This is a genomic window from Novosphingobium aromaticivorans DSM 12444 (genome assembly GCF_000013325.1).
GTDB lineage: Bacteria > Pseudomonadota > Alphaproteobacteria > Sphingomonadales > Sphingomonadaceae > Novosphingobium > Novosphingobium aromaticivorans.
The window spans coordinates 947,625-960,795 of record NC_007794.1 but is presented as its reverse complement, the minus strand read 5'-3'; the positions used below and the strand labels follow the sequence as shown (position 1 = coordinate 960,795).

Genomic DNA, 13,171 nt, shown 5'->3' with positions numbered 1-13,171 from the left:
TGCGCTTGTAATCCCTGCCGTGCTGCGGCAGGGATTCCTCCATGGATAGCAACCCGGAAAGCACCGGAGGCCGCCCGGCCATCCCGCCCGGCATGGATTTCGATCCGTCGCGCTTCGGCTCGTTCATGATGCGCCACGGGCACACCGGCTTCATCGGCATGCAGTATCGCGACCACGGCGATAACTGGATCGAACTCGCCCTTCCCTGGCGCGAAGACCTCGTCGGCGATCCGGAAACGGGCGTCCTCGCCTCAGGCCCGATCATCAGCCTGCTCGACAATGCCACCTCGATGTCGGTCTGGGCCCTGCGCGGCGGATTCCGCCCCCAGGTCACGCTCGACCTTCGCGTCGATTATGTGCGCGCGGCAACGCCGGGCAAGACCATCGTCGCCTGGGCAGAATGCTACCAGCTCAAGCGCTCGATGGCGTTCGTGCGCGGCATCGCCCACGATGGCGACATTTCCGATCCGGTTGCCCACGCCGCCGGCATCTTCATCCAGGTCGACGCCGACGGCTGGTCCCGCGATTCCGGAGCCAAGGCATGACCGCGCCCACGATACTCACCGACCGCCTCCCGCCCTATGCCCGCGCGATGGGCATGCGGATCGAAGGCCTGCTCGACGGTGCGCCGCTGCTCGCGATGGACTTTTCCGACCGCGCGATGGGCCGCCCCGGCTACCTGCACGGCGGCGCGATCGCCGGAATGCTCGAAATCGCCGCGATCATGGCGCTTCACGCCGATCTCGGCGCGGAAGACGCCAGCGTGCGGATCAAGCCGGTCAACATCTCGGTCGAATACCTGCGCGGCGGCATCACCGTTGAAACCTTCGCCCGAGGCGAAGTGATCCGCGCTGGCCGCCGCATCGCCAACGTCCGCGCCGAAGCCTGGCAGGCCGACCGCGACAAGCCCTTGGCCAGTTGCTGGATGAACTTCCTCATCAAGCCCAAGGGCTGATGCGGCCGGGCGGTCAGTCCTCGACCACCTTCATCAAACGGCGCTCCAGCGGCGAAAGCACGCCGGCCAGGTCCTGCCCGCGCTTCAGCACCTGCCCTGCCTCGCCGAACAGCGCCCACATGCCCTGTTTGCCTCGCAGCGCGGGACGCTTCTCGATCCGCGCCGTCGGCCGCTCGGCAGTGCGCTTGAACGCCGCGAACACGGCCGCGTCCCTGCCGAAATCCATCGCATAGTCGCGCCACAACCCCGCCGCGACCATCCGCCCGTAGAGGTCGAGGATGCGCAACAGCTCAAGCCGGTCGAAACCGACCTGCTGCGCTGCTGGGACATGCGGAAAGGGCAGGATCGTGCCGGACTTCCCGGCGTCGGGACCGGTCGCGCTCAGCTGCGCGTCCTCCGCGCCCGGCTTGGCGTCGGCGCGGGCGTCAGGTCGTCACCCCCGTCGCGCGCCGCCATCAGCGCGGCCACCTGGGCCTTGAGCGCGGCAACTTCCGCCTCGAGATCGTCGACCCGCGTTCCGCCATTGGGCTCGCACGGCTCCTTGCAGGGCGTGCCATAGGGAATGAACTGCTTGAGCCAGGTCTCGGCCGGGACCAGCGTCGAACGCGCCTTGAGGCCAATCATCGTCGCGCCTTCCGGCACGTCGTCGGTCACCACCGCATTCGCGCCGACGCGTGCACGGGCGCCCACGGTGATCGGCCCCAGGATCTGCGCGCCGGACCCGATGATGGCCTCGTCGCACAAGGTAGGGTGGCGCTTGCCCGGAATGCCGTTGGTCGGATTGGTCCCGCCCAGCGTCACGCACTGGTAGATCGTCACGTTGTCGCCGATCTCGGCGGTCTCGCCGATCACGGTAAAGCCATGCTCGATGAACAGGTGCTTCCCGATCTTCGCGCCCGGATGGATGTCGATGGCGGTCAGGAAACGCGAGAAGTGATTGATCGCGCGGGCAAGGAAATACAGCTCCGCCTCGAACAGCCAGTGCGCCACGCGGTGGAACCCGACGGCCCACAGCCCCGGGTAGAGCAGGATTTCCCAACGCGATCGCGGCGCGGGATCGCGCGAGCGGATCGAGTCCAGATAGGCGATCAGGCCGTTGAACATGCCCCTGATTCTCTCTCTAAAGCCGTCTCAAAGCAAGCGCGGCTGGAATGCCCCGGTCCGCTCCGCGATCGCGTCGCGTACCAGGGATATGGTGACGGGTGATTTACGCTCAAGAGACAGACGGTCAAGAGTTTCAATAAGCAACTCGATTCCGGCGTGACTGCGTTCCACCCTGGGCAACAGATACGCAAGCACCGCGTCCCCGATGACGAGCCCTCGCCGCATGGAATGTTCCATGATCAGGCCCGCGATCAGTTCGTCGTCGGGCGGGCCGATCTCGATCAGCAGCGCCGCGCCAAGCCGCGATGCCAGGTCGGGCAGCGCGATCTTCCATTGCCCCGGCGCCCGGTCGCAGACCAGCAGAAGCGGTCGCCCCTCCGCCTGGGCGCGGTTCCAGCGGTGGAACACCTCGTCCTCCGGCAGCGAATCGGCCCCGTCCACCACGTCGCCTGCCCCGCTTTCGGCAAACCAGCGCGCCAGCAGGCTCTTGCCCGAACGCGGCGGCCCGGCAAGGATCGCCGTCCGGAACGGCCAGCTATCGGCCGATTGCAGGGCGTTGATCGCAGGCACCAGCGACGGGCCCATGATCACGGTCTCCGAACCGCGCGCGGTCACCAGCGGAAGGGCGATCTGCGAAGACATGACAGAAATTATACGCTCAGTTTCGCAAAGAGTTTACTTGCGAATCGAAAGAGCGCCCGCGCCCACCGTCACGCGCCAACCCTGTGCGCGCAGCGCCGCCGCGAGCGCGTCGATGTCGCCGGCAAAGGTCACGCGCATGACCGATGTCCCGCCGATCGCGATGGAACTGGACACTGCGCTGCGCACGCCGGAAACCCCGCGCACCGCCGCCATCCCGGCATCGACCGCGGCGCCATCGGGCGTCGCGAACTGGATCGTCAGCGTCGTTGCGGCGGCCGAGGCCGAGGCGCTCGCCGCAGCGGTCGGCGCAGCGTCCGGCCCTGCGGTCTGCGCGACGACCGGCCTTGGCCCTTCCGCCGCAATGATCTGCTCGATCAGCTTCGGATCGACTTCGGGCGCCATGTTCAGCGTCGGATCGGGCCGCAGCGTTCCTGCGACCAGTGCCTGGGTATAGATGCCGTCGATCCGCCCGATGGCGTCTTCCAGCATCTTCGGCACTTCGGCCTCGCTCTTCGCGGTGAGCGTGAAGCTGCCGAGAAAGCGATTGTCCGGGCCATAGCGCGCGCTGAAAGTCCCCGTTACCGGCCCACCGGGATAGGACCGCTCAAGCCGTGCGATCGGCATGATCACGTCGGCCGCGCCGAACTCGTCGAGAATCAGGCGCCACCAGTTGCGGCTGCGCCGGTCGAGCTGCCCTGCGGTCAGCAGCAGCGAATCCGAACCCGCGCCTGCGGGCCGGACATAGTCGATGGCGCTGTTGCCGGTGCGATACTCCGCCCAGGCCTTCTGCCAGGGGGTGCGCGTCTCGAACACCGTCGCCACGCCGCCCTGGTACAGCACCGGGATGACCAGCAGCGGCGCCGAGCGCGCCTTGACGCCTGTCATGCCCAGCCGCTCGCCGGTGCGGGCGCGGTCGAAGATCACGCCCAGCCGCGCGATGTAGCGGCGCGGCCCGATCTGCTCGTGCTCGACCACCACGGCCGAAACCATCGATTCGATGGTCGCATCGTCCAGCCCCGGCGCGGCCCCGCCGCTGCCGTTGGTCGACCACAGCTTTTCCCACGCCTTGCGCTGCGCCTCGCGCCAGCCCTTGCTGCGCGCGTCCTCGGCATTGTCGCCGCCGACGTTGACCTCGATCCCGCGCACTTCATAGTCGCCGTTGCTGGCGATCGGCGGAATCCCGCGATCTCCCTCGATCTGCGCGACAAGCGCGGCTCCGCCAAGGCCCGCGACCAGGGCGAGCCCGATCATCAGGGCCTTGCGGTTCTTGGCGTTTTCGAATGGCAGGCGCAGGGCGACCAAGGGAACTCCGAAATTCAGAATGGGCCGCGACACTGGCCATGCTAGCATCCGGAATTCGAATTTTCGGACCGGACAATCCCGCTTTTGCCCAAAGGCAAGTGGAAATCCAAGCGAGAAAGCGCTAGGCGCGCTCGCCATGAGCGACGAGCAGAACAAGCCAGAGAGCTACAGCTACGCCAAAGCCGGCGTGAACATTGCTGCGGGCAACGCATTGGTGAAGGCCATAGGCCCCCTTGCGAAGTCCACCGCCCGCCCCGGCGCGGACGCGGAACTCGGCGGCTTTGGCGGCTTCTTCGATCTCAAGGCCGCTGGCTACAACGACCCTCTGCTGGTCGCCGGCAACGACGGCGTGGGCACCAAGGTCAAGCTCGCCATCGACCATGACCGGCACGACCAGATCGGCATCGATCTTGTCGCGATGTGCGTCAACGACCTCATCGTCCAGGGCGCGGAGCCCCTGTTCTTCCTCGACTATTTCGCCACCGGACGTCTCGATAACGGCGTTGCCGAACGTGTCGTCGCGGGCATCGCCGATGGCTGCAAGCTGGCCGGTTGCGCCCTCATCGGCGGCGAGACCGCCGAAATGCCCGGCATGTATGCCGACGGCGACTACGACCTTGCCGGCTTCTGCGTCGGTGCGGTCGAACGGGGCGAGCAACTGACCGGAGACCGCGTGGCCGAAGGCGACGTGCTGCTCGGCCTCGCTTCCTCGGGCGTCCATTCCAACGGCTATTCCCTCGTCCGCCGCCTTGCCGCCGACAAGGGCTGGAAGCTCGATCGCCCGGCCCTGTTCGACAACGAGCGCCTGTTGATCGATTACCTGATCGAACCGACCCGCATCTATGTGAAGAGCCTGCTGCCCTTCATCCGCAGCGGCCGGATCAACGCGCTGGCCCACATCACCGGCGGCGGCCTGCTTGAGAACGTCCCGCGCGTCCTGCCGCGTGGCCTCCACGCCCGGATCGACGCCGACAGCTGGGAACAAAGCCGCCTGATGGCCTTCCTCCAGGCCCAGGGCAACATCGAGCCCGAGGAAATGGCCCGCACCTTCAACTGCGGCATCGGCATGATCCTCGCGGTCAATCCGGCACAGGCGGATGCGCTTGCCGCAGACCTCGCCGCCGCCGGCGAGACGGTCTACCGCGTCGGCACCATCGTGAAGGGCGAAAAGGGCTGCACCGTCACCGGAAGCGCCGAGACCTGGTCCGCCCGCTCGGCCTGGGAAGCCACCCACATTGGCTGAACGCACGCCCGTCGCGGTCTTCATCTCCGGCAGCGGCACCAACATGGCCGCGCTGCTCTATGCCTCGCGCATGGCGGGCTGCCCCTACGAGATCGCGCTCGTCCTCTCGAACAATCCCGATGCTTCCGGGCTCAGGTTGGCCCAGGCCGAAAGCGTTCCCACCTTCTGCCTGCCCCACAAGGGCATTCCCCGCGCCGAGCATGACGCCCTGATGGAAGCCGAAGTGCTCAAGTCGGGCGCGCAGCTCATCGCGCTCGCCGGCTACATGCGCATCCTCAGCGCGGAATTCGTCGCGCGCTGGGAAGGGCGAATGCTCAACATCCACCCTTCGCTCCTGCCGAAGTACAAGGGCCTGCACACCCACGACCGCGCGATCGAGGCCGGCGACACCCACGGCGGCTGCACGGTCCACCTGGTGACGGCGGAACTCGACGACGGCCCGATCCTCGGCCAGCTTCCCGTCGCCATTCTCCCCGGCGACACCGGCGAAACCCTTGCCGCCCGCGTGCTCTTTGCCGAACACCAGCTCTATTCGCGGGTGCTCTCGACCTTCGCCATCCAGCACCAGACGAGCGTCTGACACCATGCTCACGACCATCCGCCGGATTTACGCACACACCGCTCTGCAATCGTTTGTTGAAGCAAGCGGCGGCCTCTTCGTCGTCGGCTTTCTGGTGCGACAGGGCCTGTCCCCGGCGCTAGCCCTCGCCAGCTTCGCGCTGATCCTGCTTTCCCGCTTTGCCCTGCGCGCGGCGGTCCTGCCCATCGCCCACGCGCACGGTCTGCGCACGGTGCTTCTGCTAGGCGTCGCGATCCGTGCAGTTTCCTACGTCATGCTGCCTTTCGTCGGCGGCATCGGGGCGATGCTGGTCGCCTGGATCCTCGTCTCGGGGCTGGGCAGCGTGCTCTACTGGACCGGGTATCACGCCTATGTCTCGGCCGCGCAGGACAATGCCGCGATGGGGCGGCAGGTCAGCATCCAGCAGGCCACGACGGCCACCGTCGGCATCGTCGCGCCGGTGGCGGGCGGCTTTCTGATCGAGGGCGCTGGCCCCTTCGCCAGCTTCGCGATCATCGCGGCAATTCAATTGCTTGCCGGCCTGCCCTTCCTCGGCGCGCCCAACCCCGAGATCGCCCCCGGAAGCCGCGCCGATCCCGACATCGTCCGCTTCGGCCGACGCCTCTACTTCGCGGAAGGGCTGCAGGCGGGCTGCGGCGTGGTCGTGTGGAACCTCGCGCTCTTCGTAACGCTCGGACAAAGCTTCGAAAGCTTCGGCGGCGCACTTGCCCTCGCAGGGCTTGGCGCGGCGGCCGGAAGCCTGATCATCGGGCGCCTGATCGACGGCGGACGCGGCACCCAGTCGCTCGCGCTGGCCTATGGCCTCGGCGCGACAGTCACGCTCATCAAGGCGATGGCCTGGGCCTCCCCCCTCCCCGCGCTCGTCGCCACGGCGCTCGGCGCGCTGGTCACGCCGATGCTGGCGACGGCCATGCTCTCGCCGCTCTATGCGATGGCGCAGCGCTCGCAGTGCACCTTGCGGTTCAACATGGCGACGGAAGGGGGGTGGGACCTTGGCTGTTCGGCCGCCGCGCTGGTCGCCGCCGCCATTCTCGGCATGGGGCACGGCTATACCGCGCCGATCCTGCTCGGGCTTGCCGCGCTGGGTGCGATTTCCTGGGGCCTCGTGCAATGGTACAGGCAGCCCGTGATGGCCTAGGTGCCGTCAGGTGCGTTTAGGTGCCGTTCGGGTCACGCCGTCAGATTTCGCTCGCGGCGACCTGCGGACGGCTTTCCCGCGTGCCGCGATAGCGCACCGAAGGATCATTGGCGTCGCCCGCGATGACGACGAAATCGTCATGCACTTCAAGCAGTTGCCCGACGAACGGCATGTCCTCGAACATCGGGTTCCCGGTGATCCGATAGCTTACCGTATCGCCCACCTTGAACGTCGCCGCGTCGAAATTGAACGCGAAGGGACAATCGTCCCCTCCTCCACCCATGCCCTGCATCCGAATCTCCTTTTAAGTGCACGCTTAACAAAAAGGGCCGCCGGAGTGAACCGGCGGCCCGATGAGGTTCCCCTTGCAGGGTGGATCAGAATTCGTAGCCGAGCGTCACGCCATAAGTGCGCGGCGGCATCAGCGTACCGCCGATGGTGCGGCTGGTCGCCACGGCATAGCTGCCCGCCCAGACCAGCTTGTCGGTGAGGTTGCGGACCCACAGGTTGACCGAGGTGCGGTCGTCCGAGTGGCGGTACTTCACGTTGGCATCGACCATCGCATAGCTGTCGGCGGCCATGCGGTCGTCGTTGAACTCGGTGTGGTACTGCTTGGAACGGTAGGAAACGTTCGCCCCCAGCGTCACGCTGGCGCCGCTGTTCAGCGGGACCTGGTAGGTGGGGTTGAAGTTGAACGTCCACTTCGGGCTCATGCGGGTGTAGTTGCCCGACAGGTCCTCGTCGGGCAGCGACGAGCCGCCGGGGCCGAAGAGCGCCGCGTTCAGCGGGTTCTTCGAGAAGAACTTGGTGAACTTCGAATTGAGGTAGGCGGCCGAGGCATCGAGCGAGAGGCCCTGGACCGGACGCCAGCGCAGTTCGAATTCCGCACCGTAGGCGCGCGATTCCGCCGCGTTTTCAAGCGCGCTGGCAAAGAACGGCGGGTTCGGGATCGGGAAGGTGCGCTGGAACTGGCCGTTCTTCAGCTTGTGGTAGAACACCGCCAGGTTGGCCTGCATCGAGCCCGCGCTGTACTTCACGCCGCCTTCGAAGGCCTCGACCTTTTCAGGGTTCACGAAGGGCGTCGTCGCGGTTGCCGAACGACGCGAGCCGATCTCGGCGGTGCCCGACTTGAAGCCGCGCGACCAGTTGAAATAGGCCATCACGTCGTCGTTCGGGCGGAACTCGAAACCGGCGGACGGCGAGAAGTCGGTCCAGGTCTTCGAGGTGTTCCACTGCAGCGGATCGAGCACGAAGCCGGTTGCTGCGGTGCCTATGCCGCTGTTGTTGTTGATGTGGCGCTTTTCCCACGAATAGCGGCCGCCCAGCTTGATCGAGAACTGATCGCTCAGGTCGTAGGTGACGTTGGCGAAAGCCGCCCAGGTCTCGACGTCGAGCTTGCCGTCGAACTGCACGCGATAGGGATCGGTGTTGGTCAGAACGTCGTAGCCGATGTGGTTCTCGACGCGGATCTTCTCCTTGAGATAGAACGCGGCGACCACGGCGTGGAGCTTGTCGGTCTCGACATTGGCCTGGAGTTCCTGGCTGAACTGGTGCTGGAACACGGGCTGCCAGTGGTTCGCGCTGGTGCGCACCGAAGTGGTCTCGGCCAGCGGGTAACCACGGTACGACGACATGTCGAAGTCATGGAAGAAGATCGCGCGGAAATTGCGATAGGTCGTCAGCGACTTGAGCGAGACGGCATCCGACGCGTCATAATCGACGATCCCGGTAAAGGCGTACTGCTTGCGGTCGTTGATCGGGTCGAAGTTGGTATTGAGGTTGCGCACGTTCTTCGCGAACGAGGCCTGCGAGCCGTCGGCGTTGGTGCGCTGGCCGAGCGCGGTCAGGCTGGCCGTGCTGGTGCCGGGGAAGGAAACCTCGCGGAACTTCACCGCCAGCGAGCGGTCGTCCTCGGTGTGCAGTTCGCCGGTCAGCAGGATCGAGAGCTTGTCGGTGGGCAGGAACTGCAGGTGGCCGCGCACCGACCACTGGTTGGCGTTGTCGATCTCGTTGCCGGTGTATTCGTTGATGCCATAGCCGTCGCGGTGGATGCGCTGCACGGCAAGGCGGGCGCGCACGCCCTCGGCGATCGGGCCGCCGATGGCCGCGTCGGTCTGGATCAGCAGCGCGTCGCCGCCGATGGTCTGGCGGACATAACCGTCAAGCGTGTCGGTGGGCTTGGCGGTGATGAGGTTGACCGCGCCGCCCGTCGCGTTGCGACCGTAAAGCGTGCCCTGCGGCCCGCGCAGCACTTCGACGCGCTCGAGGTCGAACATCGAACCGAGCTGCGCCTGGGCAAGGCTGACGACCACGCCGTCGACGTGCAGCGCGACCGACGGATCGACGCCCGGCAGCGAGCTGGACAGGCCGATGCCGCGGATGAACAGCTTGGCGAAGTTGAAGTCGTTGCCGAAGCTGATCGAGGGCACCAGCGTCTGCAGGCCTTCGAGGTTGACGGTGTTGTTGGCGGCAAGCTGTTCGGTGCCGACCGCGGCGACCGAAAGCGAAACGTCGGAAAGCGACTGCGCGCGCTTCTGCGCGGTCACGATGATCTCGTTGCCATCCTCTGCCGAAGCGTCGGCCTGCACGTCGGCGCTCTGGGCAAGGGCTGGCTGGGCAACGGCGAAGGTTGCGGCGACGAGGCTGGCATGCGCCAAAAGGCGCGCCGATGCGCGGTTGATCTTCACAGGTATCCTCCCTGGCTGGACCTGGCGGCCCGCAGTCCAACTATTTGAACTGCGTGGACTCTACCCCTCCACGGGCCGGGGTTCAATTTTAGTTCTATAACATAACATACATTGTCAACGGAGCGTTGCAGTGTTGCAACATTGGACCTTGGTGCAGCTTGGCAGGAAAGGCGCAGCCTGGCGCGTGCCCCCCAACGCAAAATGGCCGGAGCGCTTCCGCCCCGGCCCTTTGATCGTGTCAGGCTGAAAGCCTGATCAGCCGACGATTTCTTCCGGCTTGAAGAAGTAGGCAATTTCGATCGCTGCGTTCTCTTCGCTGTCCGAACCGTGGACCGAGTTGGCCTCGATCGATTCAGCCAGTTCCTTGCGGATGGTGCCCGGAGCGGCGTCCTTGGGGTTGGTGGCGCCCATGATGTCGCGGTTGCGCTTCACGGCGTCCTCGCCTTCGAGAACCTGCACGACCACCGGGCCCGAGATCATGAATTCGACGAGTTCGCCGAAGAAGGGGCGTTCCTTGTGGACCGCGTAGAAGCCTTCGGCCTGCTCGCGGCTCATGTGGATGCGCTTGGAAGCGACGACGCGCAGGCCGGCCTCTTCCAGCATCTTGGTGACAGCGCCCGTCAGGTTGCGGCGCGTGGCATCGGGCTTGATGATCGAGAAGGTGCGGGTAACCGCCATGGGACGTTCCTTGCGATATGTGGGAATTTGGTTGCGCGCGCCCCTAGCCCGGTTTGTGCTGCGGTGCAAGGTTGGTGGGTCCACGCATGGCGGACCAAACGGGAACGTCACTCCGGAGCCTTCCGGGCAGGCGACCGATGTTGCGGCATCGGATGCAACTCCATTGCTCCGGGCTTGCCCCGGGGTGAGGCTTCGTTCTCCCTCAATCGATGGACAGGGAACAGCGCGGCGGCTGGGTCTACATCATGGCCGACCACTATCGCGGCTCGATGTACGTTGGCGTCACCTCGCATCTGGCACGCCGGGTCTTCCAGCACCGCAATGGGACCGGCTCCGACTATTGCGCCCGCCACAGCCTCGTCCGGCTCGTCTGGGCGGAGCGAGGTGAAAACATTGAGGCCTGCATCGTCCACGAAAAGCGGCTCAAGCGCTGGCGGCGGGAATGGAAGTTCGACCTGATCGAAGGGGCCAACCCGGACTGGGCCGATCTTTACGACATGCTCGTCTGAGGTGATCTGCGGTGTTGAACAAGCTAGCCTCACCCCGGGTCAAGCCCGGGGTGACGTTGAGCGAGTGGTAGGCGTTTACGCTGCTGGAAGGTATGCAACGCGGATTGAAGTTGCCGACATATCCTTCGTTCTAGATCCTACGTCGCCCCGGGCTTGACCCGGGGTGAGGCTTCCCCCTTCTGACGTTTGCCCCTCAGGGCCCCTCTTTCCACTTGCCGCCGTCCTGTCGCCAGTAGCGGCGCTCCACGCCCTCGCGCGTGCCGAGCATGCGCCAGCAGCCACGGGCATCGTCGATGCGGGCGGGGGGGAAGAGCAGGAACACGCGCTCGAACGCACCCTCGCGCCAGACGCCATCGGCCAGCGCCATGAACTTCGCGCCATTGGCGGGCTCGGGGGCGTCGGACAGGAGGATCGGCTGGCGTTCGTCGTGGGCGGTGCCGGCACGGCCGTTGGCGAGGAAGGTTTCGGGCAGGCGCGTCCACAGCGCTTCGCCGACGCGGCGAAGCTGGGCCTCGTCGTCGGACACGACCAGCAGGCGCTCGCCCGCCGCCAGAGTGTTGCGCGCGATCAGCGGCAGCACCTGTTCGGCCGGGTCGCTGGTAAGCTGGTAGAAATCGACGCGCATCAGCCAGCTTTCCCCTTCCCGCTGCGGCAGCGATCGGAACAGAACTTCACGTTGTCCCAGTCCCGTTCCCACTTCTTGCGCCATGTGAACGGCAGGCCGCAGGCAGCGCAAGTCTTCGTCGGAAGATCGGACTTGCGCCGCATGCGGGGCATTCTTGTCGATCCCTTCGGGGTGCGCAATCCGCATCCACGGATTGCGAACGGTACCGGCCCGCGATTACGCTTCCAGAACGTCGCGCACGTAGCGGTCGAGCAGGCGCACGCCATAGCCGGTCGCGCCCTTGTCCCAGGTCTGGCCGGGCTTGTCCGCCCAGACCATGCCCGCGATGTCGAGGTGCGCCCAGGCCACGCCCGCATCGATGTAGCGCTGCAGGAACTGCGCGGCGGTGATCGACCCGCCATAGCGCGGACCGACGTTCTTCATGTCGGCAATCGGGCTGTCGATCAGCTTGTCGTAGGCGGGCCCGAGCGGGAAGCGCCACAGCTTGTCGCCGGAAGTCTTGCCCGCCGCGTCAAGGTTGGCGGCCAGCGCATCGTCATTGGCAAAGAGGCCGCCGTACTCGTGGCCGAGCGAGATGATCATCGCGCCCGTCAGCGTGGCGAGATCCACGATGGTCCGGGGGCCATATTCCTTCTGCACCCAGGTCAGCGCGTCGCACAACACGAGGCGACCCTCGGCGTCGGTGTTGATGACCTCGACCGTCTGGCCCGACATCGAGGTAACGACGTCGCCGGGACGCTGCGCATTGCCGTCGGGCATGTTCTCGACCAGGCCGCACACGCCGATCACGTCGGCCTTGGCCTTCCGCTTGGCCAGCGCGAGCATGGTACCGGCCACGGCAGCGGCGCCACCCATGTCCCACTTCATGTCTTCCATGCCGGCGGCAGGTTTGATCGAGATGCCGCCGGTATCGAAGGTCACGCCCTTGCCGACGAAGGCGGTGGGCTTGTCCGCTTCAGCGCCCTTCCAGCGCATGGCCAGCAGCTTCGGCTCGCGCACCGAACCCTGCGCCACGCCAAGCAGCGCACCCATGCCGAGCCGGGTCATTTCCTCCAGGCCGAGCACCACGATCTCGACCCCGGTGCCTTCGAGGCGCGCCTTCGCGCGTTCGACGAAGCTTTCAGGGTAGATCACGTTGGCCGGTTCGGCGACCAGTTCGCGGGTGAACTCGACGCCCTCGGCCAGCGCGCTCTCGATCTCCCATGCGGCGGCCGCACCCTCGGGCGCCGCGACCGCAACGATTTCCGCCAGCGAGGGCTTCTGCTCGTCCTTCAGGCGAGTGCGATAGACGTCGTGGCGCCAGCCGCGCAGGCGCGCGCCGAACAGGATGGCGGCGGCTTCCGCGCCCGAAAGGCCCGAGTTGGAGAAGTCGATCGCCAACGAAGTTTCGCCGGAGGTCAGGTACTTGGCAGTCAGCGCGGCGCCGGCCTTTTCAAGCGCGACGAGGCGGTCCGCAGCATCAGCCTTGCCGATGCCGGCAAGAGCGAGGCGCGTGACGCCGCCGGTTCCGGCCACGAAAGCCTCGAACACCTGCCCGGCCTTGCCGGCGAAGCGCGCGGCCGCCGCACCCTCGCGGACCACCGCGTCGAGATCGCCGGGAAGCGCATCCTGCGCGACGAGACGGGCGACGAGGCGGGGAAGCGGGGCATCGCTGGTGCGGAACACGACCTTCATTCGGGAACTCCTGTCGGAAAGACGTCACGCTTCG

At 66.3% G+C, this 13,171-nt stretch carries 16 protein-coding genes; 6 read left to right on the top strand and 10 right to left on the bottom strand.

What is annotated here, in order from left to right; all coding sequences use genetic code 11:
* Positions 1–41: 41 nt before the first annotated feature.
* Both SARO_RS04525 and SARO_RS04520 read left to right on the top strand, forming a co-directional pair.
* Complete coding sequence (locus tag SARO_RS04525) at positions 42–545, top strand: PaaI family thioesterase (RefSeq protein WP_011444564.1); 504 nt, start codon at positions 42–44, stop codon at positions 543–545.
* Positions 542–955 (top strand): PaaI family thioesterase, encoded by a 414-nt coding sequence (locus SARO_RS04520; RefSeq protein ID WP_011444563.1) that lies wholly within the window; start codon positions 542–544, stop codon positions 953–955. Before SARO_RS04525 ends, SARO_RS04520 begins: the two co-directional genes overlap by 4 nt.
* A 13-nt stretch (positions 956–968) precedes the next feature.
* Here the strand turns inward: SARO_RS04520 and SARO_RS04515 are convergent, their stop codons facing one another.
* Genes SARO_RS04515 through SARO_RS04500 form a run of 4 tightly spaced genes read right to left on the bottom strand, consistent with a single transcriptional unit; the run spans position 969 to position 4,003 of the window.
* Positions 969–1,301, bottom strand: a complete 333-nt coding sequence (locus SARO_RS04515; RefSeq protein WP_083760766.1) for a DUF2794 domain-containing protein — start codon at positions 1,299–1,301, stop codon at positions 969–971.
* Positions 1,302–1,336: 35 nt separating this feature from the next.
* Positions 1,337–2,059 (bottom strand): serine O-acetyltransferase EpsC, encoded by a 723-nt coding sequence (epsC, locus tag SARO_RS04510; protein ID WP_011444561.1) that lies wholly within the window; start codon positions 2,057–2,059, stop codon positions 1,337–1,339.
* 27 nt (positions 2,060–2,086) lie between these two features.
* Positions 2,087–2,701 carry an HdaA/DnaA family protein gene (locus SARO_RS04505; protein WP_011444560.1) on the bottom strand — a complete coding sequence of 205 codons (615 nt, stop codon included), beginning with the start codon at positions 2,699–2,701 and terminating at the stop codon, positions 2,087–2,089.
* Between the two features lie 33 nt (positions 2,702–2,734).
* Complete coding sequence (locus SARO_RS04500; protein WP_011444559.1) at positions 2,735–4,003, bottom strand: hypothetical protein; 1,269 nt, start codon at positions 4,001–4,003, stop codon at positions 2,735–2,737.
* A 136-nt stretch (positions 4,004–4,139) separates the two neighbouring features.
* Here SARO_RS04500 and purM point away from each other — a divergent pair, with 136 nt between their 5' ends.
* Genes purM through SARO_RS04485 form a run of 3 tightly spaced genes read left to right on the top strand, consistent with a single transcriptional unit; the run spans position 4,140 to position 6,964 of the window.
* Positions 4,140–5,246: a phosphoribosylformylglycinamidine cyclo-ligase gene (gene purM, locus SARO_RS04495; RefSeq protein ID WP_011444558.1), complete on the top strand. Its 1,107-nt coding sequence runs from the start codon at positions 4,140–4,142 to the stop codon at positions 5,244–5,246.
* Positions 5,239–5,826, top strand: coding sequence for a phosphoribosylglycinamide formyltransferase (purN, locus tag SARO_RS04490; protein ID WP_011444557.1), 588 nt, complete (start codon positions 5,239–5,241; stop codon positions 5,824–5,826). Before purM ends, purN begins: the two co-directional genes overlap by 8 nt.
* A 4-nt stretch (positions 5,827–5,830) precedes the next feature.
* Positions 5,831–6,964, top strand: coding sequence for a hypothetical protein (locus SARO_RS04485; RefSeq protein WP_011444556.1), 1,134 nt, complete (start codon positions 5,831–5,833; stop codon positions 6,962–6,964).
* A gap of 40 nt (positions 6,965–7,004) precedes the next feature.
* Here the strand turns inward: SARO_RS04485 and SARO_RS04480 are convergent, their stop codons facing one another.
* The 3 genes from SARO_RS04480 to ndk all read right to left on the bottom strand — a co-directional run bounded on the left by SARO_RS04480 (position 7,005) and on the right by ndk (position 10,329).
* Complete coding sequence (locus tag SARO_RS04480; protein ID WP_011444555.1) at positions 7,005–7,256, bottom strand: hypothetical protein; 252 nt, start codon at positions 7,254–7,256, stop codon at positions 7,005–7,007.
* An 85-nt stretch (positions 7,257–7,341) separates the two neighbouring features.
* Positions 7,342–9,651, bottom strand: a complete 2,310-nt coding sequence (locus SARO_RS04475; protein WP_011444554.1) for a TonB-dependent receptor — start codon at positions 9,649–9,651, stop codon at positions 7,342–7,344.
* A gap of 255 nt (positions 9,652–9,906) precedes the next feature.
* The gene (gene ndk / locus SARO_RS04470; RefSeq protein ID WP_011444553.1) at positions 9,907–10,329 is read right to left on the bottom strand and encodes a nucleoside-diphosphate kinase; all 423 of its coding nucleotides are present in this window, start codon (positions 10,327–10,329) and stop codon (positions 9,907–9,909) included.
* Between the two features lie 209 nt (positions 10,330–10,538).
* Here ndk and SARO_RS04465 point away from each other — a divergent pair, with 209 nt between their 5' ends.
* Positions 10,539–10,838 carry a GIY-YIG nuclease family protein gene (locus SARO_RS04465; RefSeq protein WP_011444552.1) on the top strand — a complete coding sequence of 100 codons (300 nt, stop codon included), beginning with the start codon at positions 10,539–10,541 and terminating at the stop codon, positions 10,836–10,838.
* Between the two features lie 193 nt (positions 10,839–11,031).
* On the opposite strand, the gene SARO_RS04460 is transcribed toward SARO_RS04465, so the two are convergent.
* From SARO_RS04460 to SARO_RS04455, 3 genes are all read right to left on the bottom strand, one after another.
* Entirely contained in the window at positions 11,032–11,463 is a 432-nt protein-coding gene (locus tag SARO_RS04460) for a DNA polymerase III subunit chi (protein ID WP_011444551.1), read from the bottom strand.
* A complete protein-coding gene (locus SARO_RS20560; protein ID WP_011444550.1) occupies positions 11,463–11,615 on the bottom strand; it encodes a DUF2256 domain-containing protein in 153 nt (50 codons plus the stop codon). The genes SARO_RS04460 and SARO_RS20560 overlap by 1 nt, the downstream gene beginning before the upstream one ends.
* Before the next feature lie 64 nt (positions 11,616–11,679).
* Positions 11,680–13,137: a leucyl aminopeptidase gene (locus SARO_RS04455; protein ID WP_011444549.1), complete on the bottom strand. Its 1,458-nt coding sequence runs from the start codon at positions 13,135–13,137 to the stop codon at positions 11,680–11,682.
* Between the last annotated feature and the right edge of the window lie 34 nt (positions 13,138–13,171).

What these genes read in the sequence shown, in the direction of transcription:
- SARO_RS04525 (WP_011444564.1), top strand. Translation starts at nt 42, where the DNA reads ATGGATAGCAACCCGGAAAGCACCGGAGGCCGCCCGGCCATCCCGCCC.
- SARO_RS04520 (WP_011444563.1), top strand. Translation starts at nt 542, where the DNA reads ATGACCGCGCCCACGATACTCACCGACCGCCTCCCGCCCTATGCCCGC.
- epsC (WP_011444561.1), bottom strand. Translation starts at nt 2,059, where the DNA reads ATGTTCAACGGCCTGATCGCCTATCTGGACTCGATCCGCTCGCGCGAT.
- SARO_RS04505 (WP_011444560.1), bottom strand. Translation starts at nt 2,701, where the DNA reads ATGTCTTCGCAGATCGCCCTTCCGCTGGTGACCGCGCGCGGTTCGGAG.
- purM (WP_011444558.1), top strand. Translation starts at nt 4,140, where the DNA reads ATGAGCGACGAGCAGAACAAGCCAGAGAGCTACAGCTACGCCAAAGCC.
- SARO_RS04485 (WP_011444556.1), top strand. Translation starts at nt 5,831, where the DNA reads ATGCTCACGACCATCCGCCGGATTTACGCACACACCGCTCTGCAATCG.
- SARO_RS04480 (WP_011444555.1), bottom strand. Translation starts at nt 7,256, where the DNA reads ATGCAGGGCATGGGTGGAGGAGGGGACGATTGTCCCTTCGCGTTCAAT.
- ndk (WP_011444553.1), bottom strand. Translation starts at nt 10,329, where the DNA reads ATGGCGGTTACCCGCACCTTCTCGATCATCAAGCCCGATGCCACGCGC.
- SARO_RS04465 (WP_011444552.1), top strand. Translation starts at nt 10,539, where the DNA reads ATGGACAGGGAACAGCGCGGCGGCTGGGTCTACATCATGGCCGACCAC.
- SARO_RS04460 (WP_011444551.1), bottom strand. Translation starts at nt 11,463, where the DNA reads ATGCGCGTCGATTTCTACCAGCTTACCAGCGACCCGGCCGAACAGGTG.
- SARO_RS20560 (WP_011444550.1), bottom strand. Translation starts at nt 11,615, where the DNA reads ATGCCCCGCATGCGGCGCAAGTCCGATCTTCCGACGAAGACTTGCGCT.
- SARO_RS04455 (WP_011444549.1), bottom strand. Translation starts at nt 13,137, where the DNA reads ATGAAGGTCGTGTTCCGCACCAGCGATGCCCCGCTTCCCCGCCTCGTC.